Raw genomic sequence first — 24,881 nt, 5'->3', positions numbered from 1 at the left:
GTTTAATTGAAAGCAGAAACAGGAAAACGATCATGACGATGATCAGATGCATTTCGCCAGTCAATGGCGAGGTCTATGCCGAACGCGCGGCCATGCCTCTGGAGCTTGCCAAGCAGGCGGTGGCGCAGGCGCGGCTTGCACAGAAAAGCTGGGCAAAGCGGCCGCTCGACGAGCGCGTCAAACTGGTGCTCGCCGGCGTCGCGCGGCTCAATGAGATGGTCGACGAGGTGGTGCCGGAACTTGCCTGGCAGATGGGCCGGCCGGTGCGTTATGGCGGCGAGTTCAAGGGCTTCAACGAGCGCTCGAACTATGTGGCCTCGATCGCGGCCGACGCGCTGAAGCCGCTTGTCGTCGAGGAGAGCGACCGCTTCGAGCGGCGCATCGAGCGCGAGCCGCATGGCGTCGTCTTCGTCATCGCGCCCTGGAACTATCCCTATATGACGGCGATCAACACGGTCGCGCCGGCGCTGATGGCCGGCAACACGGTGATCCTCAAGCATGCTAGCCAGACGATCCTCGTCGGCGAGCGCATGGTGCGAGCCTTCGTCGAGGCGGGCGTGCCGGCGGACGTCTTCCAGAACCTTTTCCTGGACCACGATACGACGGCGGCGCTGATTGCCGCGAGGAGCTTCGACTTCATCAATTTCACCGGCTCGGTCGAAGGCGGGCGCTCGATCGAGCGCGCGGCGGCCGGCACCTTTACCGGCCTCGGCCTCGAGCTTGGCGGCAAGGATCCCGGCTACGTGATGGCGGACGCCGATCTCGATGCCGCCGTCGACACGCTGATGGACGGCGCCACCTACAATTCCGGCCAGTGCTGCTGCGGCATCGAGCGCATCTACGTGCATGAGTCGCTCTACGACGCCTTCGTCGAGAAATCCGTCGCCTGGGTTTCCAATTACAAGCTCGGCAACCCGCTCGACCCGGAAACGACTCTCGGCCCGATGGCGAACAAGCGTTTCGCCGCGACCGTGCGCAACCAGATCGCCGACGCGGTTTCGAAGGGCGCCAAGGCGCTGATCGATCCGAAACTCTTCCCGCAGGATGATGGCGGTGCCTATCTCGCGCCGCAGGTTCTCGTAGATGTCGATCACTCGATGGAATTCATGCGCGAGGAAACCTTCGGTCCCGCTGTCGGCATCATGAAGGTGAAAAGCGATGCCGAGGCGATTGAACTGATGAATGACAGTCAATACGGCCTCACCGTCTCGCTCTGGACAAAGGATGCCGAGCGCGCCGCCCGGATCGGCCGCGAACTCGAAACCGGCACGGTCTTCATGAATCGCGCCGACTATCTCGACCCGGCGCTTTGCTGGACCGGGGTGAAGGAGACGGGCCGCGGCGGCTCGCTCTCGCTCCTCGGCTTCCACAATCTCACCCGTCCGAAATCCTACCATCTGAAGAAAGTCACAGCATGACGATCACCGCCAACTGGAGCTACCCGACCGCCATCAAGTTCGGCGCCGGCCGCATCAAGGAGCTTGCCGACCACTGCAGGGCCGCCGGCATGCAGAAGCCCTTGCTGATCACCGACCGCGGGCTTGCGCCGATGGCGATCACGCAGAATGCGCTGGATATCCTGGAAGCAGGCGGCGTCGGGCGCGCCATCTTCGCTGACGTCGATCCGAACCCGAACGACGTCAACCTCGAGGCCGGGATCAAGGCGTTCAAGGATGGTGGTCATGACGGTGTCGTTGCCTTCGGCGGCGGCTCGGGTCTCGACCTCGGCAAATGCGTCGCCTTCATGGCCGGCCAGACGCGGCCCGTCTGGGATTTCGAAGACATCGGCGACTGGTGGACGCGCGCCAGCGTCGCGGGCATCGCGCCGATCGTCGCCGTGCCGACGACCGCCGGCACCGGCTCCGAGGTGGGACGGGCCAGCGTCATCACCAATTCGGCGAGCCACGTGAAGAAGGTGATCTTCCACCCGAAATTCCTGCCGGCCGTGACGATCTGCGACCCGGAGCTGACGGTCGGCATGCCGAAGGTCATCACCGCAGGCACCGGCATGGATGCCTTTGCCCATTGCCTCGAGGCCTATTCCTCGCCCTTCTATCATCCGATGTCGGCCGGCATCGCGCTCGAGGGCATGCGGCTCGTCAAGGAATACCTGCCGCGCGCCTACAGGGACGGCACGGACATCGAGGCGCGCGCCAATATGATGAGTGCGGCAGCGATGGGCGCCGTCGCCTTCCAGAAGGGCCTCGGCGCGATCCATTCGCTCTCGCATCCGGTCGGGGCGATCTACAATACCCACCACGGCATGACCAATGCCGTCGTGATGCCGCCGGTGTTGCGTTTCAACCGCCCTGCGATCGAGGAGAAGATCGCCCGTGCGGCGGCCTATCTCGGCATTGCCGGCGGGTTCGACGGCTTTTACGACTATGTGCTGCAACTGCGCGAGGAACTCGGCGTCCCCGAAAAGCTCGCGGCACTCGGCGTCGGCACCGAGCGCGTCGACGAGATGGCCGAGATGGCGATCGTTGATCCGACGGCCGGCGCCAATCCGGTTGAACTGACGCTGGACGCGGCGAAGACGCTCTTTGCGGAGTGCATCTGAGCCATCGCATTAATTTTTTCGAAAGCCCGGGAGACGTTGATTTCCCGGGCTTTTTTGTGCGGACGCGGTCACTCGCCGGGCTGACCGGTTAATCTTTGCCGACCAAAATTTCCATTTTGTTAACCATGTTCTGAAAGGTTCTCTTAATCGAACCTGCCCCGACGCCGAGGCGACAGGGCACTGAGAGAACGAGGTGGTAAGATGGCGGTCATTACTTTGGCCAACGCAAAGGGCGGCGCCGGCAAGACGACGGCTGCCCTGATCCTGGCGACGGAACTAGCCCGTCAGGGCAACCGTGTGGTGATCCTGGATGCCGATCCGCAGAAGTGGATCACCAGCTGGTCGGAGATTTCCGGCCAAATCGCCAATCTAGAGGTGATCTCGCATATCACGCCCGCGTCGCTTCCCTGTCATATCCGCGAGCTCAAGGGCGAGGCCGACTACATCGTGATCGACCTTGCCGGCGCAAAGGACGCGATCGTTGCGCTGGCGCTCGGGCTTTCCGACCAGGTGCTGATCCCGGTTCAGGGCTGTGCCATGGACGCGCGCGGCGCGGTCCAGATCCTGGAACTCATTCGCCAGATCGAACAGAAGGCAAGAGTGCGCATCAATCACTCGGTGGTCCTGACGCGCGTCAACTCACTGGTGACGACGCGAGCGCTGCAGGCGATCAAGGCTTTGCTTGCTTCGCGCGGCGTTTCGGTCCTCGATACGCCGATCATCGAACGCGCCGCCTATCGTGAAATCTTCGAATGCGGCGGCACCTTGCAGACGATGGACGCAGGCCGTGTCAGCAACCTCGACAAGGCCCGCGAGAACGCCTTCGCTCTAGCCGGCGAGGTGCAAGCGCTGCTCCCGGTGTCGGCACGGCATGTCGTGATGTCACGCCTGCGCTGGGCCTTGCCGCGCGCCGCTTGAATTACACTGAATGCCTCCCAAGGCCGACCGGAACTGACCTTCGTCATTCCGGTCGAAATTCTTCTAGATCTAGAAGCGCCGGTCGATGAGATGCTTGGCCTGGGCGCCGGCGTGATAGAAGGCGGATTTCAGGTTACGCCAAGGGTCCGGCGTGATCGGGGTCTCGGCGAGCGGGATCGCCGAGCTGTCGCCCGTGACATGGCGGGCGAGGGCGCGGCCGAAGACGGTGCCGGGGGCGATGCCGCGGCCGTTGTAGCCGCTGATGGAAACGACGTTAGGCGCGAGCACATGCATGACCGGCAGGTTGTTGGTGGTCATGCCGATTCGGCCGTCCCACCAATATTCGAAGCGAAAATCGCCGATAAATGGAAAAAGCTTGCGGACCGAGCGTGCGGCAAAGGCGCGGTGCGTGCCGGCGGCCATCGCGTCGAGGCGGCCGATCGACCCGAAGATCAGCCGGTTCTGCTGGTCCATGCGGAATGAGGTCATGACGAGGCCCGTGTCCCAGGCGCCTTGGCGCTCGGGGAGAATTCGGCCGGCGACATGGTCCGGCAGCGGATTGGTCGCGAACTGAAAGTAGGGAAGGACCGTGAGTTCCTGCGTCTGCGTCCTCCACGGTGCACCGTCGATGAGCGCTCCATAGGCCTCGGTGGCGACGATGACATGCCGGGCCGTAAGCGTGCCTCGGCCGGCCGTCAGCTTCCAGGCGTCGCCGCGACGCTCGGCGGCAACGAGTGGCGTCTCCGTGAAGATCTGGGCCCCTGCGGCCAGTGCCGCGCGTGCCAGTCCACGCGCATAGGCGAGCGGCTGGATCGTGCCGGCCCGCCGGTCGAGCAGTGCGCCGGCAAAGCCTTCAGCACCGGAAAGTGCCTGTGCCTTCTCGGCCGAAAGGACCTCCACGGGCGCGCCGCGCTTTTTCCATTGCGCCTCGCGCTCCTGGATGTCCTTCACGCCATCGGCTCCAACGGCCATATGCAGCGTCCCATTGCGCACCGCTTCGCACTGGATGCCATGCCGGGCGACAAGGTCATAGACGAGCGAGGGGCCATCGCCGAGCTCGTTGAGCAAGCGACCCCCGGCCTGCGCGCCGAGCGTGGCAATGAGATCATCGGGTTTCACCCACATGCCGGCATTGACCAAGCCGACATTGCGGCCCGAGCCGCCGAAGCCGATCATGCGCGCCTCGATTACCACGGCATTTACGCCCATTTCTGCCAGATGCAGGGCGGCCGAAAGGCCGGTGAAGCCGCCGCCGATGATCGCCACATCGCTCGTCAGGTCACCGTCGAGCGGACCGGTTTCGGGAGCGGCTGGAGCCGTTGCGTGCCAGAGATTGGGAAGAGGGCGCTCCGTCGCCATTCGCGGACCTTCCTTTGCGGTGATTGAGGGTTCCTTGCCTTTGATAGAACCATCGAAGCAAAGTTTTTCATGACAATGTATCATGAGGTCATGAAGGGCCGACAATGGCGGGCGCAGCGCAAGAAGTCGGGCAAGCGCTCTCCCGCGGCTTCGTCTAACTCAGGCTGTAGGCGACTTATTGATAGGGTTCCGATTGATAAGGGTCCGACATATCCGCCGAAATCGGCGCCCCAGGCTCGTCGACGAACTCGACGGTGACACCGGTGCTCACCATCTTGCCAAGCTCGGTCGCGTCCCAATTGGTGAGCCGGATGCAGCCGTGGCTCTGGGTCTTGCCGATCTTCGACGGATCCGGCGTCCCGTGAATGCCATAGGTCGGCCGCGACAGCGCAATCCAGACGGTGCCCACCGGCCCGTTCGGCCCCGGCTGCAATTGCAGGATCCTGTCGTTCGCGCCCTGCTGGAAATTGATCTTCGGATTGTAGGTGTAACCCGGATTGAAGGCGATTCGCTCGACCGAAACCGTGCCGGACGGCGAGGGCGTATCGGCCGAACCGATGGTCGCTGGGTAGGCGGCAACAAGCTTGCCCGCCTCGTCATAGGCAAGCACCTGCTTGCGGCCCTTGTCGGCGATGATCCGCGTTACCTTGCCCGCTTTGTTCGAGCCGGGGTTTATGACCTTGATCGTGGTGCCCGGAATGGAGAAATCGACGCCCGGATTGAGTTCGCGCAGATAACCCTCGTCCATGTGGAATTTCTCGCCGAGCATCTCGGCGGTGGACGTGAATGAAAGATGCGGAAGCTGCGCCTTGTGGGCATAGTCTTCAGGGATCGAGGCAACGTAGGGGCCGGCGGCATCGGCAGGAGTGATCGTGTAGGTCGTGATCGGTAGGCCGCCGTTGAAGCGCAGCCGTTCGAGAATGTCCTCGGTATTGTTGGGGTCGAGTTTCTCGCCGGTCGCCTGCTGCCAAGCCTCAAGCGCCTTGGTGACATTCGAGCCCATCTTGCCGTCGATCACGCCCGGCGAGAAGCCTTCGCGGTCGAGGAAAACCTGAAGGGCGGTAATTTCGGCGCGCGACTTGCCCTTCATCTCGATCGCCGGCGGCATCGGCTGGCTCAGCGGGTCCTGGTATTGCGGATCATAGGCTGCCTGCTCGCCCTCGGAGAGGGAGGGGAGGCTGTTCGGAAGCTCTTCGCGCTCCACCGGGGCAGGCGTAGCGTCGCGATAATCCGGCACGGTGCCGGTGAACTCGCCCGGCTCGGAATAGCCGTAGCCGCGGTCGCGGCGATTGGAATAGCCGTCGTCCCCGTATTCGCGCCGCCGCACGCCGTAGCCGTCATTCGGCACGACCGTGGCGACGATATTGCCCCAAGGGTCCACGAGCACCGTGCGGCCGCGGCGATCGCGCACCGCGCGAACTTCGTCCGGTCCGGGCATATAGTCGAGAATGTCGCCCTCGGGCGTAACCAGCATCACATCGCCGTCTCCCCCATAGCCTCCGTAGCCGTCCTGGGCGCGGGCGGGCACGAGCTCCACGGCCAGAAGGCCGAGTGCGGCAAAAAGCGAAAGGCCGGTGCGGGTCGCTGACACGAGAGAACCTGTTTTCATGGTGGTTGCTTTGCGGCGGTACATACCGATTCCGACGTTAATGTGAAAAAAATGAATTCATCATGAACGGTCCCTTAAATTCTAATTAAGCGAGCCTTCCCGCCGTTGCAACAGCCGCTGCTTCCGGTAGACGCCGCTTGCGGTTCGACCGCCTTGAATTCATAACGTTTTTCCTCTTGGATGGTTCAATTTGACGGATCGGCGCACAAGGGGAGGGCTCTGCGCTATCATGCCCTCGTCATCCTGATTCTGGGGGCGGGGCCGTAGACGAGAATGCACACCAACTTCAGCGCCGATAACGGCGTCGACGGCCATCTCCTGTTTGACCGCTCCTCGGCGCTCGACATCGCTGCCTTCGTCACCGCCGGCATCGACCTGTCGCCGGGCGACGCGATCCCCTCCGACGGCGACCCGCGGATCGAACGTGCACTTTCAGGCTTTCTTTTCACCTGCGGTCCCGATCACATACGCCATCCGGAGCCGATCGAGGGGCGTGGCGACCGTGTGCGCTATCCCTTGCATGGGTCGCTCGCCGGCACGCCGGTCAGTCGAACGGAAATGTCTCCCGATGGGTTGCGCTGCTCGGCGGTCACGGAAGTCGACCTCGCCTGCGGCGGCAGGGCGGCGATCGAGCGGGTTTGGCAAGTCGATGGGAATGGGCAGGGCGTGATGCTCGAGGACCGCGTCGTCAATATCGGCGCTTCCGCCTTCGCGCCGATGATGATGTACCATATGAACATCGCCGGCCGGTTGCTTGGAGATGAGACCCGGATCGAAAGCGCTTCGCTGGAGGGCGGCTCGCTGGGCTGGTGGTTCGACGAAGGGGAGAGCGCACATTTCTGTCGAACTGCGGTAGCCGGCGACGACCGATGGGCGGAGGTGTCGCTGTCTGCGCTGCCAGGGCTTCAAGGACGCGGCCTCCATGTGCGGTTCCTGACCACCACGCTGCCTTTCCTGCAGATGTGGCGCTGCCAACGCGGCAGGGCGAATGTCATCAGCATCGAGCCGGCATCGCACCGTCTTGCCAAGCGTGTCGATCTCTCGGCAGGCGGCGAACTCGATCTGATCGCGCCCGGTCAGTCGCGCGATTATGCGCTCTCCTTCCGGGTGGGCTGAACGTGCTTGGCGATTGACGCCGCCGGACGCGGAGCCTACACAAAGGCCAGAATACTCGTGAGGAAACGACATCATGGACATTCGCCAGATCAACGATGAATACTCGGTCTCCGGCCAGATCGCGGTCGAAGACCTCGATCAGATCAAGGCGCTCGGCTTCAAGTCCATCGTCTGCCACCGTCCGGATTTCGAGGCTCCCGACCAGCCGACCTTCGACGCGATCGCCGCGCGCGCCCAGGAGCTCGGCCTGGACATTGCTCATATCCCGGTCGGTCCGATGGGCGTGACGGCCGACGCGGTGACCCGCATGGTCGACGCGCTCGACGAATTTCAGCGCCCGATGCTCGGCTATTGCCGTTCCGGCGCTCGCTCGACGGCTGTCTACCAGCAGACGCAGCACATTCGCAGCTGAGACGGCGTGTCCGCCGCCGATCGATCGCTCCGCGTTATGCCGCAAAGGAATAGCGGAGCCCGTGCAGCTCGAACCGCCGCATTTTGTTGTTGGCCGTCGGCATTGGTGCTATAATTCATTTGTTCGATCGAGGGTGCCGGCAACCCTCAAATGATCGATCGCTTGGAGCGCGCTTGGCCCAAACAAGCGCGCTTTCGCGTTTCTGACGCCGTTGTTGCCCCCGTCGTATGGTTGTTTGGTGCTCGCAGTCCCTTCGAGCGCGCGTAGAGCGTCTCAAGGGGCAGACCTGCAGCGCGTTGAACTGCTGACCTTAGATCGGCCTCGACGTAAGGAAACATGCAGTAGAGAGGAGATCGGCCATGGATCCCTTCAACAGTTTTCGAGACTACCCCATCCTTCCCGGCCACGTCGCGATCCTTGAAGGCGTTCTCACCAGGGCGCTGGAGGAACGCAACCTATCGTTCGGCAGCGAGGAGGCCGACCAACTCGCCAGGAGGATTGTCAAGCTCTATCAGAGCGGCATCAGAGAGCCGGGCCAGATGTGGGAGATGATCCGGACAATCTAAGGAGCGACGAGCTTGCCTTCGGCGAGCCACGGCGCATCCGCGCCGAGACGCTCTGCGGAGTTCCGGCTTTGACCGTTTGCTCCCCCCTCAGCCATTGCGAATTTCGCTCAGCGTGCGCGTCGGCGTGATCGCCTCCGGGTCGAGCTTGATCTCGATGATCGTCGGTTTGCCGCTGGCGCGCGCCCTGAGGAAGGCATCGGCGAATTCTTCGGTGCGCTCGACTGTCTCGCCATGGCCGCCATAGGCGCGGGCAAGTGCAGCAAAATCCGGATTCGTCAGGTCCGTGGCGCTGACACGGCCGGGATAATCCCGCTCCTGATGCATGCGGATCGTGCCATAGATCCCGTTGTTGATGACAAGCACGATGATCGGCAGGCCGTAGCGGATCGCTGTGGCGAATTCCTGGCCATGCATCAGGAAGCAGCCGTCACCCGCAAAGCAGATGACCTCGCGGTCGCGATGGATGTGTTTTGCTGCCACCGCCGCCGGCAGGCCGTAGCCCATCGAGCCGGAGGCCGGCGCGGCCTGAGTGCCGTAGCGGCGGAAGCGGTGGAAGCGATGCAGCCAGGTGGCGTAGTTGCCGGCGCCGTTGGTGAAGATCGTGTCCGGCGCCGTATTCGCCTCGATCCAGTTCATGATCGGGCCCATCTGCACGTCGCCCGGTCCCGTTTCCGGTGGTGTCGACCATTTGAGATAGGTCTCGTGCATGGCGGCCGTGCGTTGCGCCCAGGCCGGCGTGCCGGCGGGTTCGACCTCGGCGAGGGCGGCGACGAAATCGCGGGGACTCGCGGCGATGGCGAGATCCGGCCGATAGACGCGGCCGAGTTCCGACGGATCGGGATGAACATGCACCAGCGTCTGCTTCGGATAGGGCACGTCGACGAGGGTGTAGGAGGAGGAGGGCATTTCCGAGAGGCGGCCGCCCAGAAGCAGGATGAGGTCGGCCTCCTTGATTTCCTTCGCCAAGGCCGGATTGACGCCGATTCCGACGTCGCCCGCATACATCGGGTTGAGGTGATCGAAGAGCATCTGACGGCGGAAGGAGCAGCCGACGGGTAGATGCCAGCGTTCGGCGAACTGCTGGAAATCGGCAACGCCTTCGGCCGACCAGCGGGTGCCGCCGAGAATAGCGATCGGCCGCTTCGCGTCCGCGAGGAGCGCGGAAAACCGGGCGATCTGGCTGGATCCCGGATGGCTCTCGACCGGCTGGTAGACGCGTGCGGCAGGGGCTTCGGCGCTCTCGGTCAGCATGTCTTCGGGCAGCGTCAACACCACCGGCCCGGGCCGGCCGGAGGTCGCGACGGCAAAGGCGCGCGTCACGAATTCCGGTATGCGCGCCGGGTCGTCGATCTCGCCCACCCATTTTGCGACCTCCGTCAGGGCGCGGCGATACTCGATCTCCTGGAAGGCCTCGCGTTCGCGGGCGTCGCGCTGCACCTGGCCGATGAAGAGGATCATCGGGATCGAATCTTGGCGGGCGACATGGAGCCCGGCCGAGGCATTGGTGGCGCCGGGGCCGCGCGTGACCATGCAGATGCCCGGTTCGCCGGTCAGCCGGCCCCATGTGTCCGCCATCATCGCCGCACCGCCTTCCTGGCGGCAGACGACGACGTCGATGTCGGTGTCGTAGAGCGCATCCAACACGGCCAGATAGCTTTCGCCCGGCACGCAGGAGATGCGTCTCACACCGTTTGCGACCAGCGCCTCCACCACCAGTTGCCCACCCGTTTTCATGTCAGCACCTCCCAATGCGTTTCTTTCATTCCGAGTTCAGATCGCCGCGCGCCACCATCAAGGTCGGACCGGACGATCTATGTCACATTCGTTCGATTGCGCGGCTTTCCGCGCCGACGGCTTCCAGGCACCAGCGGACGAAGTCTTCCGTCGCGGTCTCGCGGCCGATTTCGTTGAGCGTCTCGTGGCGCATCCCCTGGTAGATCGTGACCGTCACATCTGTCATGCCGCGCGCCTTCATGCGTCGGCCGAGCCAGCCGATGGCGTCGCCGTTCATGGTTGAAGGATCGGCGCTACCACCGACCAGATGGACCGGCAGCTTCGCGGGCAAACGGGCAAGCCGGTCGGACCGCGCGCCGGCAAAGGCAAGTTCGAAAACGTCGATCCAGAGCGACACGCTGGCATCAAAGCCGCAAAGCGGATCGGCGACATATTTGGAAACTTCATCCTGGTCGCGCGACAGCCAGTCGAAATCCGTCTTCCGGTCGGCAATGGCCTTGCTCCACGCACCGAAGGTGAGCTTCGACAGCAGCGGGCTTGGAACGTCCGAGCCCTTCAGCATCCGCTCGATCGCAAGGATCGCCAGGGCGCCTCGGCCGGCGAGACCAGGGCGGAAGTTGGAATTCCAGACGGCCAGAGCGTCATAGAGTTCTGGGTCGCTCTCGGCGGCGTTGAGGGCGATCAGTCCGCCCATCGAATGGCCGAAAAGTACTATCGGCAGGCCGGGATGATTGGTAACGGCCATCTCGCGCATGTGGCGCAGATCAGCGATCACCTTTTCGAAGCCGCCGCGCTGGGAGAATAGACCAAGCTGCGCATCCGGCGCGCGGCTCTCGCCGTGGCCGCGATGGTCGTGTGCATAGACATGGAATCCATGCCTGGCCATGGTTTCGGCAAAGCGGGCGTAGCGGCCGGAATGTTCGGCCAGCCCGTGGCTGATCAGCAGGATGCCCTCCGCTGCATCGCAAACCGGCCAGTGGCGCCAGCCGAGCGTCGCGCCTGTCGGGCTCTGAAGCGTCCTTAGTTGCCCGAACATGTGCCTCACTCCCATACAAATCGCCAGGCCTGAATGCGCTCGCCAAGTTGAGGCAGCCCTTGCTCATTGACAGGGCGGGAGACTCCAGTGCGCCGAACACTCCGCGAGATATCAAATCGATTTGGCTGGCAAAGGCAATCGCTGCTTGTTGCTTCTTGCGCATGAGATCAGAACGAATCCGGAGAGATATATTGGGGGTTGCAAGTTTCCCGCTTTTGTTGATATTTTGTTCTTGTTTTGTTTTGCTGGAGGCCAATATGGCAGTGCGGGCTATGATACAGGTGGTGAGAGTTGCAACGCTTGCTCTGGGTTTGGGGCTGTCGTCCCTCGCCGCAGCGGAGGAGGCGCCGGGTGAAGAGGCGAAGACGGCGCCGGCAATCGGGACGACGCAATATGTGCTGGCGGTCAGCTGGCAGCCGGGCTTTTGCGAGACGCGGCCGACGCGCAAGGAAGGCGTCGACCAGACGTCCGAGCGGTTCGATGCCACGCATTTTTCGCTTCACGGCCTTTGGCCTTTGAAGAAGAGCTATTGCGGCGTGGAGGCGGAGCTGAAGGCGCAAGACCGCAAGGGCGATTGGCTCGACCTGCCGAAGCTCGCCATGGCGGACGAGACCGCAGCGCGTCTGCTCGTCGCCATGCCGGGAGTAAAGTCCGGCCTCGACCGGCACCAATGGCTGCGCAGCGGCACCTGCCAGACCGAGAATGCGGAAGCATATTTCTCGCTGCAGTTGCGTCTTCTCGACCAGCTGAACGGATCGGCAGTGAGAGCCCTCTTTGCCGACAAGATCGGTTCGGAGATCGGCGAGCTGCAGATCAAAGCGGCCTTCGACCAGAGTTTCGGGGCGGGGGCTGGCGACCGGGTACGCATGCGCTGCCAGACCGTCGACGGCCGCAGCGTGATCACCGGACTGACCATCGGACTTTCCGGTGATCTCTCTGACAGGGCGGACCTTGGAAGCCTGATGAAAGCGGCCGGGCCGACCGAGTTCAAATGCGCCAAGGGGATCGCCGACGCAGCCGGACGAGGCTGAGCGGAAGGCCTCATCGCAACGAAGGAACGGCGCGGGGCAGGCCTTTGGCGATTGCCCCGCCACCATAATTCGCCTACATAGCGGGCAAATTTTCCTTCCGATGCGGAGCATTCCTTTATGGCACGTCAGTTCATCTATCACATGGCCGGGCTCAACAAGGCCTATGGCAACAAGAAGGTCCTGGAGAACATCCATCTGTCGTTCTACCCGGACGCCAAGATCGGCATTCTCGGCCCCAACGGCGCCGGTAAGTCGACCGTTCTCAGGATCATGGCCGGGCTCGACCACGAATATACCGGCGAGGCCTGGGTCGCCGAGGGCGCGACGGTCGGCTATCTGCCGCAGGAGCCTCAACTCGATGCGCAGAAGAACGTGCTAGAGAACGTCATGGAAGGGGTGGCTGCGAAGAAGGCGATCATCGACCGCTACAACGAACTGATGATGAACTATTCCGACGAGACGGCGGAAGAGGGCGCGAAGCTCCAGGACATCATCGACAGCCAGAACCTCTGGGACCTCGACAGCCAGGTTGAGATGGCAATGGACGCGCTGCGTTGCCCGCCGGGCGACGCCGAGGTCACCAACCTGTCGGGCGGTGAGAAGCGCCGCGTCGCGCTCTGCAAGCTGCTGCTGGCGCAGCCGGACCTGTTGCTGCTCGACGAACCGACGAACCATCTCGACGCCGAGACGATCGCCTGGCTCGAAAAGCACCTGCGCGAATATCCGGGCGCCGTGCTGATGATCACGCACGATCGCTACTTCCTCGATAACGTCACCGGTTGGATTCTCGAGCTCGATCGCGGCCGCGGCATTCCTTATGAGGGCAACTATTCCGCCTATCTGCAGGCAAAATCCAAGCGCATGACTCAGGAAGGCCGTGAAGAGGCGACCCGCCAGAAGGCCATCAGCCGCGAGCAGGAGTGGATCGCCTCAAGCCCCAAAGCCCGGCAGGCCAAGTCCAAGGCGCGTATCCGCGCCTATGACGAGCTGGTCAAGGCAGCGGCCGACCGGCGTCCGGGCGACGCCCAGATCATTATTCCGGTCGGCGAACGGCTCGGCCAGGTGGTCATCGAAGCGGAGAATATTTCCAAGGGGTATGACGACCAGCTGCTGATCGAAGGGCTGAGCTTCAAGCTGCCACCGGGCGGTATCGTCGGCGTCATCGGCCCGAACGGCGCCGGCAAGACGACGCTCTTCCGGATGATCACCGGCCAAGAGCAGCCCGAAGAGGGCGCGTTCCGCATCGGCGAGAGCGTGCAGCTCGGCTATGTCGACCAGAGCCGCGATGCCCTCGACGGCAACAAGACGGTATGGGAGGAAATCTCCGGCGGCAACGACATCATCAAGCTCGGCAAGCACGAGGTGAATTCACGGGCCTATTGCTCGTCCTTCAACTTCAAGGGCGGTGACCAGCAGCAGAAGGTCGGCACGCTCTCGGGCGGTCAGCGCAACCGGGTGCATCTCGCCAAGATGCTGAAGGCCGGCGGCAACGTCATCCTGCTCGACGAGCCGACCAACGACCTCGACACCGAAACGCTGGCGGCACTCGAGGATGCGCTCGAAAACTTCGCCGGCTGCGCGGTCATCATCAGCCACGACCGTATGTTCCTCGACCGCCTGGCGACCCACATCCTGTCCTTCGAGGGTGATAGCCATGTCGAGTGGTTCGAAGGCAACTTCGAGGACTACGAGAAGGACAAAATCCGCCGCCTCGGCCCGGACTCGGTCAACCCGAAGCGGGTAACCTACAAGCGCCTGACCCGGTAACCAGCCTTCGCGGCGACGCTGAGCTAGAAACGGCGGGTGCGCGTGAGGGGGTGTTCACGGCTCAGGCTGGGCACGCCGCCGAACGGGTTTGGGGGGCAACGCACCTGCGTGGGTCCGAGGTTCATGTCAGGCAGCCGCCATGATCTCGAAGGCGGCCGCATCCGTCAGAAAATTTGTGCGGGCGGATCGCAAGGTCCGCCCGCTTCCATGTCTTTCCACGCCATCTCCTTGCCTTTCCGCGCAAATCTCGCTTGCGCGACGCCCGTAAATTACATAAACATATCTTTATGTGTTGATGAGGGTCGGCAATGGCAACCGTTGGATCACTTGGCTTGGATGCGTTGGTCGACGTCTTGAAGGCGGCGGGCGAGCCGACGCGCATGCGTCTTCTGGCGCTCCTTGCGGCCGGCGACCTCACCGTTACCGATCTTACCGAAATTCTCGGTCAGTCGCAGCCACGCATTTCCCGGCATCTGAAGCTGCTTGCCGAAGTGGCCCTGATCGATCGCTACCAGGAAGGCGCCTGGGCCTATTTCCGTCTGCGGCAGGAGGGTGGACGCGTTGCGCTCGTTCGTGAACTTCTTGCCGCAGCGGCACTGGACGATGCGATCCTTGCCAGGGATTCGACGCGTCTTGCGACCTTGAAGAAGGCGCGCGCCGAGAAGGCCCAGGCCTATTTCAGCCGCAATGCGGCCGAGTGGGACGAACTCAGGCGCCTGCATGTCAGTGAAGGCGACGTCGAGACGGCCCTGAAGACGATGGTCGGCGACGAGCCGGTCGACAGCCTGCTCGATCTTGGCACCGGCACAGGGCGCATCCTGCAGCTCTTCGAGGGGCTCTACCGGCGCGGCATCGGCGTCGACGCCAGCCGCGACATGCTGGCGGTGGCGCGTTCCAATCTCGACAGGGCCGGCATCACCAAGGCTTCGATCCGCCACGGCGACATTTTCAACCTGCCGCTCGATGGCCAGTCCTTCGATCTCGTGACGATCCATCAGGTGCTGCACTTCCTGGAGGACCCGGAGGCGGCGATTGCCGAGGCGGCGCGCATGCTCATGCCGGGAGGGCGGCTCGTCATCATCGATTTCGCTCCGCACGGTCTCGAATATCTGCGCAATGAGCATGCTCACGCCCGTCTGGGGTTTGCGCGCCAGACGATGACCGACTGGCTGGAGAAGGCGGGCCTGATGCTCGAGAAGACGACAGACCTTGCCCCGGAAGGCGGGGAGGAGGGAAAACTGACGGTTACGATATGGCTGGCGCGCGACCAGCGGGTGGCCGACGTGGCCGATTTGCCGCGCCAGCGCCTGCATGCAGGGGGAGTTTGAGAATGAACGCACGGACGCTTTATCCCGCGGAGCGCGGCAATCTCAGACTATCTTTCGAGTACTTCCCGCCGAAAAACGAAGAGATGGAAGTCCAGCTCTTCCAGACGGTGGCGGATCTCTCGATCTTTGCGCCGGCATTTCAGACCGTGACCTATGGCGCCGGCGGTTCGACCAAGGCGCATTCGCTGACGACGGTCAAGCGCATGATCGGGGAGATGGGTCTGCAGAACACGGCAGCGCACCTCACCTGCGTCGGCGCGCCAAAGACCGAAGTCGATGCGGTCATCGACGAGTTCGTCGCCTGCGGTGTCCGGCATTTCGTGGCACTGAGGGGCGACCCCCAGGGGGGCATCGGAAGTGCCTACCAGCCCTTCGCAGGCGGCTATGAAAGCTCGGCGGCGCTCGTGAAGGCGCTCCGTGCCCGTGGCAATTTCGAGATTTCCGTCTCCGCCTATCCGGAAAAGCACCCGGAGAGCTCGGATGTCGCGGCGGACATCGACATGCTGAAGCGCAAGGTCGACAGCGGCGCCACCCGCGCGATCACGCAGTTCTTCTTCGACAATGACGATTTCGAGCGTTACCTCGAGCGCGTGCGCCGCGCCGGCGTGCATATCCCGGTCGTGCCGGGCATCCTGCCGATCAACAACCTCACGCAGGTCATACGGTTTGCCGGGCTTTGCGGTTCAAAGGTGCCCGAGGCGATCATCTCGCGGCTCGCTCATCTCGACGACCAGCCGGAGGAGCGCTTCAAGGAGGCAAGCCATATCGCTGCCGAACAGATCGTCGATCTCGCACGCCGGGGTGTTCGCGACTTCCACATCTACACGATGAACCGCTCGCCGCTTATCGCCGCTGTCTGCGATCTGGTCGGCTATGCGCGCCGACCGGCCAAGCGCGCCACAGTATCCTCCTACCGGGCGGTTGCCACGGCATAGGCCCGAAGCGAAGATCCAAGCAAAAGCCCATGAACGGAACTTCGTTCATGGGCTCATCTGTAATCGCAGCTCAAGACCGGGTGCTCTAAGAGCGGCCTGCCTTATCCCTTCTGCTGCAAATTGGACTTCCGAAAGTTACAGTCCCCTTCGGCTTGGACCTTCAGCGGCCTTTCATCAGACAAAAAGCATCACGGCCACGAATGCGAACGCTGCACTGATCATGAGGACATTCAACGAATGTGTCAGTCCCATAGGATCCTCCCTGCGTTGACGGGTAAAACATAGGGCCAAAAGGCGGCGCTTGAAAGCAAATCTTGTGCTGCACTGCGAAATCCGCCTCGCCCGCTTCGAATATTCACGGCCCTAAGCGCATGAATCATTTGCAGAATTCGTCCTGCCACATTTTACTCACAATTGCTGCCGTAAGGTTAATATAAACGTCTGTAACGGTCTGTGAAGGTCCCAAAGCCGTACCGTGCAGCTCTTTTGATTCCCCCTCAGGTCGATGCGCGCGGCCGCAGAATGCGCCCATCAAGGACTGCGAGGCCCGCTGCGATCAGGGCCATGCCGGCAACATCCGCCGCCTGCAGCGTCTCGCCGAGGAAAAGATAGCCGAGGAGAATGGCGCTTGGCGGTACCAGAAGCGTAACCAGCGACGTGTTGGTGGCGCCGGCTTCCGCCATGATGCGGAAGAACAGAATATAGGCATAAGCGGTGGAGACGAGCGCCAGACCGAGGATCGCAAGCACGGCGGAGAGGGGCGGCAGTGGCAAGGTCCAGGGCATGTCCGCGAAGGCCGCTACCGGCAGCATGACGATCGTCGATGCCGTCAATTGCCCGGCAGCCGTCACTGGCGGTGCCAGACTGCGAAAACGCTTGCCGTAGGTGGCGGAGCAACCATAACTCACGGCCGCCAGAACCGGCAGGACGAGCGCCCAGAGCGGCACGTCGCCCGCCGCGCCGAAGAGCCCGGCGAGTGCGCTCGGACCGATGAGCACGACCGTGCCGGCGAGCCCGAGCAGGCAGCCGCTGATCTTGGCGGTCGTCAGTTTCTCATCTTCGGTTGCGATATTGGCAATGAGCACCGTCCAGACCGGCGTCGTCGCGTTCAGGATGGCAGCAAGCCCGGCGCCGATATGCGTCTGGCCGAGAAAGATGAAAGCATGCGGAATGGCGTTGTTGATGAGGCCCATGACCAGGAACTCCCGCCAACGCCTAACGAGGGCCGGGTAAAGACCGTGGTTACCGCGCAAGTAAACATGCAGGGCGATCGCGGCGAGGCTCAGGCGCAAAAACACGAGCGTGAAGGGCGGGACATGGGCAACCGCGACGCGGGCGAAAAAGAAAGAACCGCCCCAAATTAGACCGAGCAGCGCCAGCAGCAGCCAAAGGCGTAAGGTCATGTGCGTGGTGGCGGTTCTGGCGGATGAAAGCATGTCGGCCCTGCTGCAATCGAAGCCGGATTGGATTCGCGGTGCGTATCCAATCCAGCAATTTGCGATTGTGCAAGCGTTAATGCGAAGAAGCGGGCGTTGCCACCCGCTTCTTGCAATATCGACCTGCTTCCGAAATTCACGTCAGAGCGCCTGGAGTAGATCCGGCGTCGCCCAACCGTCGGCCGGCAGGCCGAGCTTCAACTGCTCCTTCTGCAACGCGGTGCGTGTGCCGGAGCCGAGAATACCGTCGATCTTGCCGACGTTGTGGCCGAGCGCCTGCAGCTTGGTCTGCAAGGCCCTCATTTCCGCGTCGCCAAGCCCCGGCTCCGGATTGCCGACCTGATAGGGCGGTGCACCGGCGAGGCGGGTCGCGAAGTAGGCGGCCGACGTCGTATAGATGAACGACTGGTTCCATTCGAGATAGATCTTGAAGTTCGGATAGGTCAGGAAGGCAGCGCCCTTGCGTCCCTGCGGCAGGACCAGCGCTGCTTCGAGCGCGCTGTGGGACGTGTTGCCGTCGCGTGGCGCGACTCCGAGAGCGAACCAGTCGCCAGCCGTCGTGCCCGGCTGCAGCCCCGTCTTTTCCCAGGGCAGCTGATCCGGTAAGCTGACTTCCTGGATCCAGGGCTGCCCCGCCGTGAAGCCAAGGCTCTGGATGAACTTCGCCGCCGTGAGGATTGCGTCCGGGGCGCTCTTCTTCAGATTGACATGGCCGTCGCCATCCCCATCGACGCCGTAGGCGATGATGTCCTCCGGCAGCATCTGTACCTGGCCGATCTCGCCGGCCCAGGCGCCTGTGGTCGTCGCCGGGTCCAGATCGCCGTGCTGTACCATTTCGATGGCGGCAATGAGCTGCGGCCGGAACATTTCCGGCCGGCGGCAGTCATGCGCCAGCGTCGCCAAGGCGTTGCGGGTGTTGAAATCGCCCTGAACGGCACCGAAGTCCGTTTCCATGGCCCAGAAAGCGGTGATCACCGGCGCCGGCACGCCGAACTCACTTTCGGCGCGGGCGAAGACGTCGGCATATTCCTTCATCTTCTGGGCACCGATGTCGAGCCGCGCCTTGCTGACGGTGCGCTTCGAGAATTCCGTGAAGGTCTGCTTGAAGACACCTTGGGCACGGTCGCGGCTCAGCACCTTCTGGTCAACTGCAACACCGGCGAGCGCCCGGTCCGCGGCGTCCGCTGGGATGCCCTTGCCAACCGCCTCGGCCCTGACACCCTCCAGGAAGGTCGCGAGATCGCCACCACAGGGAACCGGCGGGGTCTGCGGCTGAGCTTGCGTCTGCGCCAGAACGGAGGTGCTGGAGAGTGCGAACAGGCCGAGGGTGAGGAGGGCGCTGCGGGCCTTGTCGATCATCATAAGTCCTTTCGATGGCCCGGACGGCATGGCGTAGTCATCGGGCTTGCGATATGTCGCAGGTCAATATGCCGGTGCTTTCTCAGAGCATTATGACCGAATGAAGAAATCGGCCCGCCGCGCTTCGATACGCAAGGCGTATCCCGCCTATTGCGAAACGGCTGCCACCCATTTCTTCCAATTTTTGGCGGAGCCCGCGAAGGCGTTGATGTCCGTATGGCCTTCGATGCCCGGTATTACGCCCGTGCTGGTGTATTGCCAGAAGGCCCAACGCCGGTCGACGTAAATGTCCTTGGGATGCTTGGCGACGGAACGCACCCAGAAGTGATAGTCGTTGAAGGCGCCGACGAGATTGTCGCGGTGGAAGTCGACGGAGGTGTAGATGATCGGCCGCTTGCCGTAATGCGCTTCCAGGCGATCCATGAACCGCTTCATTTCGAAGCGCACGGTCTCCGGCGACGGGCGGTAACGGCAGGTCTTCGATTCGCCGTTCCACTCGACGTCGAGAACCGGCGGCAGATGGACGGCGCTCTTCGGCACATTGGCGATGAACCAGTCGGCCTGTGCGTCCGCACTCGAGCAGAAATAGTAGAAATGGTAGGGGGCGTAGGCGATCCCGGCGGCGCGAGCCCGCGGCCAATATTCCGGGAAGCGCGAATCGACCCGGTCCTTGCCTTCGGTGGCCTTGATGAAGGCAAAGGAGACGCCGGAGCTCTTGACTTTCATCCAGTCGATGTCGCCGTTCCATTTGGAAACGTCGACGCCGTGGATGCTGTGGTTGTGCGGCGTGCGACCGCCGAAATCCTGCGGATCGGTGTCCCGGAAGCGCGGCGGTATGGAAGCCGTCCGCACGAGGTCATAGTCGGTCGACGTGCAGGCGGAGAGAATGGTGGCGAGGGGCAGCAATGCCAGGAGAAGCCGGCGCATGGGGGTTCCGTTACGAGACGAACGACGATCCTGCCTCACGCGATGGTTTCCATAACGGTGATGTCCCCCAGGGAGGCTTGACCTCCTTTTCACCATATCATCGTAAAAATTGCGTTAGCTCAAGCGTCAATTGCATCGCTGGAGCGACCGCTTTCAAGCGCCTGTGGATCACGGCACCCGCTCTGCGGCCGGGCGGCGGTACACGGCGATCCATGCGTAGCCCCTGCCGATCGACTTGAGCTCGAGCACGGCGCTGTCCCGCTCGGCCTTGGCGCGCATGACGTCGAAGAGCGATTCGCGCGGCGTGACGTGAAAGCGCTCGAGCCAGGCCTGCAGGATGCGACGGAAGCCGCCGGGCCATCCCTCCTGCTGCCCGAAGTCGGCGATATGCAGCGAGCCGCCCGGGTTGAGCGCTTCGACCGCGGCGTCGATCGCTTCCTGCCAGTCGGGGATCATCGACAGCGCATAGGAGATGACGACGCGGTCAAAGCCCTCTTCACCGAAGGAGGCGGCGGTGAAGTTCGTAGCGTCGGCGATGCGCAGGTTTACATCCGCTCGGCCCTGGCGCCGCAACTTCGCCTTTGCGGTTGCGAGCATCTCGGCGGAGATGTCGAGACCGAAGAGGCGGGCCTCGGGATAAAGGTCCCCGATCATCGCCAGGTTGCGCCCCGTGCCGCAGCCCACCTCCAGCACCGAACTGTCTCGCGCTGCGCCCAATTCGCGGATCAGCGTATCGCGCCCGAAGAGATAGTATTTCCTGGTAAAGTCGTAGATGTAGCGCTGGTAGCGATACATCCGATCCATGAGCCGGGCGTGGCTGTTGCCGGCGGACTGCGCGGCACTCATGCTTTCTTCCGGTAGACGTGGAAACCGCCATAGATGGCCGACCGGTCCTTGGCGCCGAGCCTCGATGAGGTTTCGGCGTCGTAGTGCCACTGGTCGAGCAGTGCGGCGGAAAGACGGCCAGGCAGAATGCTCTCCTCAGCCGCCGTGCGGAAGATCACCACGGCGTCCGGCGCGGCGGTGCGGGTGATTTCACCCCAGAGGTCGTTCAATTGCCGGTCGTTCATCCAGTCCTGTGCGTCGAGGAGCACGTAGCGGTCAACCGAAGACGCCGGCTTGCGGCCCAGCAAATCCGTGAAGCTCTCGTGGTGGACCGCGACGCGATCGGCGCCGTTGCAGATCGCCTCATAGCTCGATTCCTGCAGATAAGGCGGCAACTCGCCCTCGTGCGGAAGCGGGTAACGCCGGCCAAAAGCCTGCCAGGCGAAGTAGTTTTCGCGCAGCGGAAAATGGCATGTGAGCTTCTCGAGGCGATGGCGCAGCACCGCGGCGAGCGACTTCTCATCGCTGAGGCTGGCGAGCTCGTCGAATTGCTGCGGTGGGATGCCCAGCCCGAACAGCGAACTCTTGCGGCCGGTGATCCAGCGGATAATGGGGCGGTCGAAGAGTGGCGCGAGCTTGTCGTCAAAAAACTGCCGCTGCTCGCGCATCGAACGGGCCTGGACGAAGTCCGCCGGGTTGACGCCGTGGAGCCGCGCCAGAAGATGGCTGGCGGCGATGAAGCGGCCGAGAAGGCCAGTCCGATAGATATTGCGGCCGAAGACGCCGATCCGGCGGCGGCCCGTCAGGTCACGGCCGTTCCAATAGGTGCGCGAGACTGGGTCGAGCTTCGGAGCAAGGAAGAGATCGAAGGCCTGGGCATTCGAGCGCGTACCGGTGCTGCCCAGGAACCGCACGACATCCTTGTGGCTCGGCAGGTGACGGAACACGGCGAGCTTCAGCCGGTTCAAGGCAATGTGGTGCGGGTTGAGGTCGACAACGTCAATGCGCGCCGGTCCGGCGGAGAGATAGGTCAGCATGTTGCAGCCGCCGGAACCGATCGTCACGATATGGTGGCCGCGCCCAATCTGCATCGCTTCCATGTCGACGATCGGATCTTCCCAGATCTGCGGGTAGACAAGCCCAGAAAAGAGCAGCCCGAACAGGCGCTCCGATAGCCCGGCAAAGGACAGGGCCTTGTGCTGGAGGAGCGCGCTCTTCAGCTTCGCATTCTTTCCGCCAAAACCGGCATCGGGGGCGAGTTCCGTCATTTTGTCTGCCATCCAGTTGAAACTGAGGCGCTTCTAGTGTGACTCGACTACACTTTGATGACGGGATTCCCACAGGCCTGGCGCGTTCCGCCACGAGACCACGCAGCGAATGAGAGGCGGGGAACAGGCCGTCGTCCACAGGCAAGCCTAAGCGCGGAAGAGGCTTTTCCTTTCTCGCGAAACCTGTTTTCCTGTCGTCGGCAGGAGGCGGGCTATGAAGGGTGTTTTGCGGAAAACCGGTGCATTGGCCGCGGCCGTAGTGGCGGCGGTCGCCGGCTGGCTGGCCTTCTTTCCACCGGAACTGCTCAAGGTCGGTGACGGCTATGCCGCCAAGATCGTCTGTTCCAATGTTTTCCTGGCGGGGCGCGACCCGCAGGCGGTCCTCGCCGAGGACGTACAGGCACCCGGTCACCCGCTGCTCAAGTTCGTCGGCGTGTCGGTCGATCGCGATCAGCAATCGGTGACGGCACGCATCTTCGGTTTCGCCGCCCCCGTTCGGGCTGTCCATCGTCCGGGATTTGGCTGCACCGTAACGGCAGGCGGAGCCATGCAGGCGCTGGCCGCGCCGGCAGGTGAGAACGCGGTCGGCGGCGCGGCGACCGCTCCACAGAGCCCCGACATCAACTGGCCCGAGGGAAGCAGGGCGGAGATCCATCCGGCATTCCAGAAACTCGTGGATGACTCCGAACTGGCCGGTCCTGGCCTGCGGGCGGTCGCCGTCATCAAGGACGGGCGCCTGATAGCGGAGGCCTATGGCCGCGGTATCGACCGCGATACGCCTCTGCTAGGCTGGTCGATGGCAAAATCGGTCACTGCGGCACTCGTGGGACTGCGGATTGCCGACGGGCGCATGGATCTGGAAAAGGCGAATCTCATTCCAGAATGGAGTGGCGACGAAAGAGCGCGGATCAAGCTTGCCGATCTCCTGGGGATGCAGAGCGGGCTCGCCTTCAACGAGGACTATGGCGACGTCACCGACGTGACGCGGATGCTCTTTCTCGAAAGCGACATGGCCGGGTTCGCAGCATCGAAGCGGCTTGAAGCCGCACCTGGCTCCGGGTTCAACTATTCGACGGGCACGACGAACCTTTTGTCACGCCTGTGGATGCAGACTTTCGGCGGCTCCGCTGCGGCGCTAGCCTATCCTCGGCAGGCGCTGTTCGGTCCGCTCGGCATGACCAGCGCGGTGATGGAGACGGACGCGAGCGGCACCTTCGTCGGTTCCTCGTACATGTATGCCACGGCGCAGGACTGGGCGCGCTTTGCGCAGTTTCTGCTGGACGATGGCCGTTGGAAGGGCAGGGCGCTTCTGCCGGAGGGATTTGTGCGCTTCATGCGATCTCCGACTGCGGCTTCGGGCGGCGACTATGGCTCAGGCCAGGTCTGGCTCACCGAGAACGGGATCCGCGCCGGGACGGGCAATTTCCCGTCCGATACGTTCTGGATGCTCGGGCATGACGGGCAATCGATCATGCTCGTTCCTTCGCTCCGCCTTGCCGTCGTCCGGCTTGGGCTCACGCCGGGAGGCAGCGGCTACGATGTGCAGAAGCTGCATACCGCGGTGATCGCGGCGCTCGATTGAGCGGCGCACAGATCAGGAACGTTGCGGGTTTTAAAGGGCGAGTCCGCCCTACCGCATATCCAGCATGTCGAGCATGCCCTTGCGCTTGGCGTGGTAATAATAGCCGCTGGCATAGAGCTTCACGGCGCCATCGTGCTGGTTGTCGGCGACCATCCAGGCACCACGCAGATACTTGGTCGCGTATTTGAGGTTGGTCTCCGCATCGAAGAGGCCCTCCGGCGATCCGTCGTAGCCGAGGCCCCGAGCGGTGTTGTACCTGATCTGCATCAGGCCGTAATTGCCCCTGCTGTAGGCGTGCGGATTGTAGTTGCTCTCGCGCTTGACGACCCGATGCACGAGTTCGAGGGGAAGGCCGTTGAGCTCGGCATAGTACTTGATCAGCCGGTCGAGCTCCGGCTTGGAACTGGTCGGGGATTTCGTCAGCTTCAGCGAATTGGGAATGACGCTTGCGACCGCGCCCACCGCCGAGCCGATGACGCCGGTCCTGGGCCGCTCCGTCGGAACGATCATGCGCTTGGCCACCAGCGTTTCAAGGCCGACCGGTTCGCCGGTGTCGAAATCCGATTCCCACAGGGCGGCAATCCCGAGGGAGGGGGCAGCGGGCGACTCGGCGCTTTCAGCGGCGGGTGAAGCTGCGGCCGGTGAGAGATTGGCTGAGGCGGGCGTCGCCATGGCCACTTCGAAGGCCTGACCGGGCTTGGCCGTGGGCACCGCAACAGTTTGGGGGGCCGCGAAGGCGAGCGTCGCATCCGTTGCCGGCACGGTTTCCGTTTGGGCCGCGGTGACTGCGGCCGTAACGGCGTCCGCCGGCCCGGCGGTGGCTGAGGCCGTCTGCGTGTTCAGCGCCGCCGAGGCGGGCGACGCGGCGCCGATCGGTGCCGGCAGCGCGTAAGCCGTCATCTCCGTTCCGGGTTTAGGGATGGGCGTGACGGTTTGCACGGCGGTCAGTTCTTCGAGCGACGTGCGCTCGACCGTGGAGCACCCCGAAGCAAGTGCCGATGTCAGTGCGATGGCCGTAAATGCCTGTTTCGAAAGGGAAATACGGATCTTCGCCATGCGGTCACTTTCGTGCTTCTGGGCCCCGTAGCCCCATGCAAATCAGCGGTTGCCACC

General features: G+C 63.2%; 21 protein-coding genes. 11 read left to right on the top strand and 10 right to left on the bottom strand.

Translation table 11 applies throughout. The annotated features are described in order from the left end of the window. The first annotated feature begins 32 nt into the window (after positions 1-32). The 3 genes from USDA257_RS22085 to USDA257_RS22075 all read left to right on the top strand — a co-directional run bounded on the left by USDA257_RS22085 (position 33) and on the right by USDA257_RS22075 (position 3,478). Complete coding sequence (locus USDA257_RS22085; RefSeq protein WP_014765200.1) at positions 33-1,418, top strand: aldehyde dehydrogenase family protein; 1,386 nt, start codon at positions 33-35, stop codon at positions 1,416-1,418. Beyond that, positions 1,415-2,560 carry an iron-containing alcohol dehydrogenase gene (locus USDA257_RS22080; RefSeq protein WP_014765199.1) on the top strand — a complete coding sequence of 382 codons (1,146 nt, stop codon included), beginning with the start codon at positions 1,415-1,417 and terminating at the stop codon, positions 2,558-2,560. The genes USDA257_RS22085 and USDA257_RS22080 overlap by 4 nt, the downstream gene beginning before the upstream one ends. Positions 2,561-2,761: 201 nt before the next feature. Continuing rightward, positions 2,762-3,478: a ParA family protein gene (locus USDA257_RS22075; protein WP_014765198.1), complete on the top strand. Its 717-nt coding sequence runs from the start codon at positions 2,762-2,764 to the stop codon at positions 3,476-3,478. A 69-nt stretch (positions 3,479-3,547) separates the two neighbouring features. On the opposite strand, the gene USDA257_RS22070 is transcribed toward USDA257_RS22075, so the two are convergent. Together USDA257_RS22070 and USDA257_RS22065 are read right to left on the bottom strand one after the other, a co-directional pair. Continuing rightward, entirely contained in the window at positions 3,548-4,837 is a 1,290-nt protein-coding gene (locus tag USDA257_RS22070) for an NAD(P)/FAD-dependent oxidoreductase (protein WP_014765197.1), read from the bottom strand. A gap of 175 nt (positions 4,838-5,012) precedes the next feature. Further along, a complete protein-coding gene (locus USDA257_RS22065; protein WP_014765196.1) occupies positions 5,013-6,470 on the bottom strand; it encodes a L,D-transpeptidase family protein in 1,458 nt (485 codons plus the stop codon). Positions 6,471-6,719: 249 nt separating this feature from the next. On the opposite strand from USDA257_RS22065, the gene USDA257_RS22060 reads away from it, so the two are divergent. The 3 genes from USDA257_RS22060 (at position 6,720) to USDA257_RS22050 (ending at position 8,540) form a co-directional block, all read left to right on the top strand. After that, complete coding sequence (locus USDA257_RS22060; protein WP_014765195.1) at positions 6,720-7,562, top strand: DUF4432 family protein; 843 nt, start codon at positions 6,720-6,722, stop codon at positions 7,560-7,562. Positions 7,563-7,635: 73 nt separating this feature from the next. Then, a complete protein-coding gene (locus USDA257_RS22055) occupies positions 7,636-7,974 on the top strand; it encodes a TIGR01244 family sulfur transferase (protein WP_014765194.1) in 339 nt (112 codons plus the stop codon). A gap of 359 nt (positions 7,975-8,333) precedes the next feature. Continuing rightward, complete coding sequence (locus USDA257_RS22050) at positions 8,334-8,540, top strand: hypothetical protein (RefSeq protein WP_014765193.1); 207 nt, start codon at positions 8,334-8,336, stop codon at positions 8,538-8,540. Positions 8,541-8,627: 87 nt separating this feature from the next. Here USDA257_RS22050 and USDA257_RS22045 read toward each other — a convergent pair whose 3' ends face one another. Both USDA257_RS22045 and USDA257_RS22040 read right to left on the bottom strand, forming a co-directional pair. Further along, the gene (locus tag USDA257_RS22045) at positions 8,628-10,274 is read right to left on the bottom strand and encodes a thiamine pyrophosphate-binding protein (RefSeq protein ID WP_014765192.1); all 1,647 of its coding nucleotides are present in this window, start codon (positions 10,272-10,274) and stop codon (positions 8,628-8,630) included. 82 nt (positions 10,275-10,356) lie between these two features. Continuing rightward, positions 10,357-11,310 (bottom strand): alpha/beta fold hydrolase, encoded by a 954-nt coding sequence (locus tag USDA257_RS22040; protein ID WP_014765191.1) that lies wholly within the window; start codon positions 11,308-11,310, stop codon positions 10,357-10,359. A 257-nt stretch (positions 11,311-11,567) separates the two neighbouring features. Between USDA257_RS22040 and USDA257_RS22035 the strand changes: the two genes are divergently transcribed. The 4 genes from USDA257_RS22035 (at position 11,568) to metF (ending at position 16,371) form a co-directional block, all read left to right on the top strand. Next, positions 11,568-12,341 (top strand): ribonuclease T2, encoded by a 774-nt coding sequence (locus USDA257_RS22035; protein ID WP_014765190.1) that lies wholly within the window; start codon positions 11,568-11,570, stop codon positions 12,339-12,341. Between the two features lie 117 nt (positions 12,342-12,458). Continuing rightward, positions 12,459-14,108: an energy-dependent translational throttle protein EttA gene (gene ettA, locus USDA257_RS22030; RefSeq protein WP_014765189.1), complete on the top strand. Its 1,650-nt coding sequence runs from the start codon at positions 12,459-12,461 to the stop codon at positions 14,106-14,108. A 308-nt stretch (positions 14,109-14,416) separates the two neighbouring features. Then, the gene (locus tag USDA257_RS22025; protein ID WP_014765188.1) at positions 14,417-15,436 is read left to right on the top strand and encodes an ArsR/SmtB family transcription factor; all 1,020 of its coding nucleotides are present in this window, start codon (positions 14,417-14,419) and stop codon (positions 15,434-15,436) included. A gap of 2 nt (positions 15,437-15,438) precedes the next feature. Next, positions 15,439-16,371, top strand: a complete 933-nt coding sequence (gene metF / locus USDA257_RS22020; protein WP_014765187.1) for a methylenetetrahydrofolate reductase [NAD(P)H] — start codon at positions 15,439-15,441, stop codon at positions 16,369-16,371. A 497-nt stretch (positions 16,372-16,868) separates the two neighbouring features. Here metF and USDA257_RS22015 read toward each other — a convergent pair whose 3' ends face one another. The 5 genes from USDA257_RS22015 to USDA257_RS21995 form a co-directional block, all read right to left on the bottom strand. After that, positions 16,869-17,807, bottom strand: a complete 939-nt coding sequence (locus tag USDA257_RS22015; RefSeq protein WP_014765186.1) for a DMT family transporter — start codon at positions 17,805-17,807, stop codon at positions 16,869-16,871. Positions 17,808-17,948: 141 nt separating this feature from the next. Continuing rightward, the gene (locus USDA257_RS22010) at positions 17,949-19,166 is read right to left on the bottom strand and encodes a lytic murein transglycosylase (protein ID WP_014765185.1); all 1,218 of its coding nucleotides are present in this window, start codon (positions 19,164-19,166) and stop codon (positions 17,949-17,951) included. A 147-nt stretch (positions 19,167-19,313) separates the two neighbouring features. Further along, on the bottom strand, positions 19,314-20,093 hold the full coding sequence (locus USDA257_RS22005; RefSeq protein WP_041414523.1) for a glycoside hydrolase family 25 protein: 780 nt from the start codon (positions 20,091-20,093) through the stop codon (positions 19,314-19,316). 168 nt (positions 20,094-20,261) lie between these two features. After that, positions 20,262-20,939: a class I SAM-dependent methyltransferase gene (locus tag USDA257_RS22000; RefSeq protein WP_014765183.1), complete on the bottom strand. Its 678-nt coding sequence runs from the start codon at positions 20,937-20,939 to the stop codon at positions 20,262-20,264. After that, the gene (locus USDA257_RS21995) at positions 20,936-22,186 is read right to left on the bottom strand and encodes a DUF3419 family protein (RefSeq protein ID WP_041414522.1); all 1,251 of its coding nucleotides are present in this window, start codon (positions 22,184-22,186) and stop codon (positions 20,936-20,938) included. Before USDA257_RS21995 ends, USDA257_RS22000 begins: the two co-directional genes overlap by 4 nt. Before the next feature lie 214 nt (positions 22,187-22,400). On the opposite strand from USDA257_RS21995, the gene USDA257_RS21990 reads away from it, so the two are divergent. Further along, positions 22,401-23,768 (top strand): serine hydrolase domain-containing protein, encoded by a 1,368-nt coding sequence (locus USDA257_RS21990; RefSeq protein ID WP_014765181.1) that lies wholly within the window; start codon positions 22,401-22,403, stop codon positions 23,766-23,768. A 48-nt stretch (positions 23,769-23,816) separates the two neighbouring features. Here the strand turns inward: USDA257_RS21990 and USDA257_RS21985 are convergent, their stop codons facing one another. Further along, positions 23,817-24,824 carry a lytic transglycosylase domain-containing protein gene (locus USDA257_RS21985; RefSeq protein ID WP_014765180.1) on the bottom strand — a complete coding sequence of 336 codons (1,008 nt, stop codon included), beginning with the start codon at positions 24,822-24,824 and terminating at the stop codon, positions 23,817-23,819. Positions 24,825-24,881: the final 57 nt, after the last annotated feature.

This window comes from Sinorhizobium fredii USDA 257 (genome assembly GCF_000265205.3).
Taxonomy (GTDB): Bacteria; Pseudomonadota; Alphaproteobacteria; order Rhizobiales; family Rhizobiaceae; genus Sinorhizobium; species Sinorhizobium fredii_B.
Note: the sequence above shows the minus strand (reverse complement) of the source record. Positions and strands in the feature narration are given on the sequence as shown.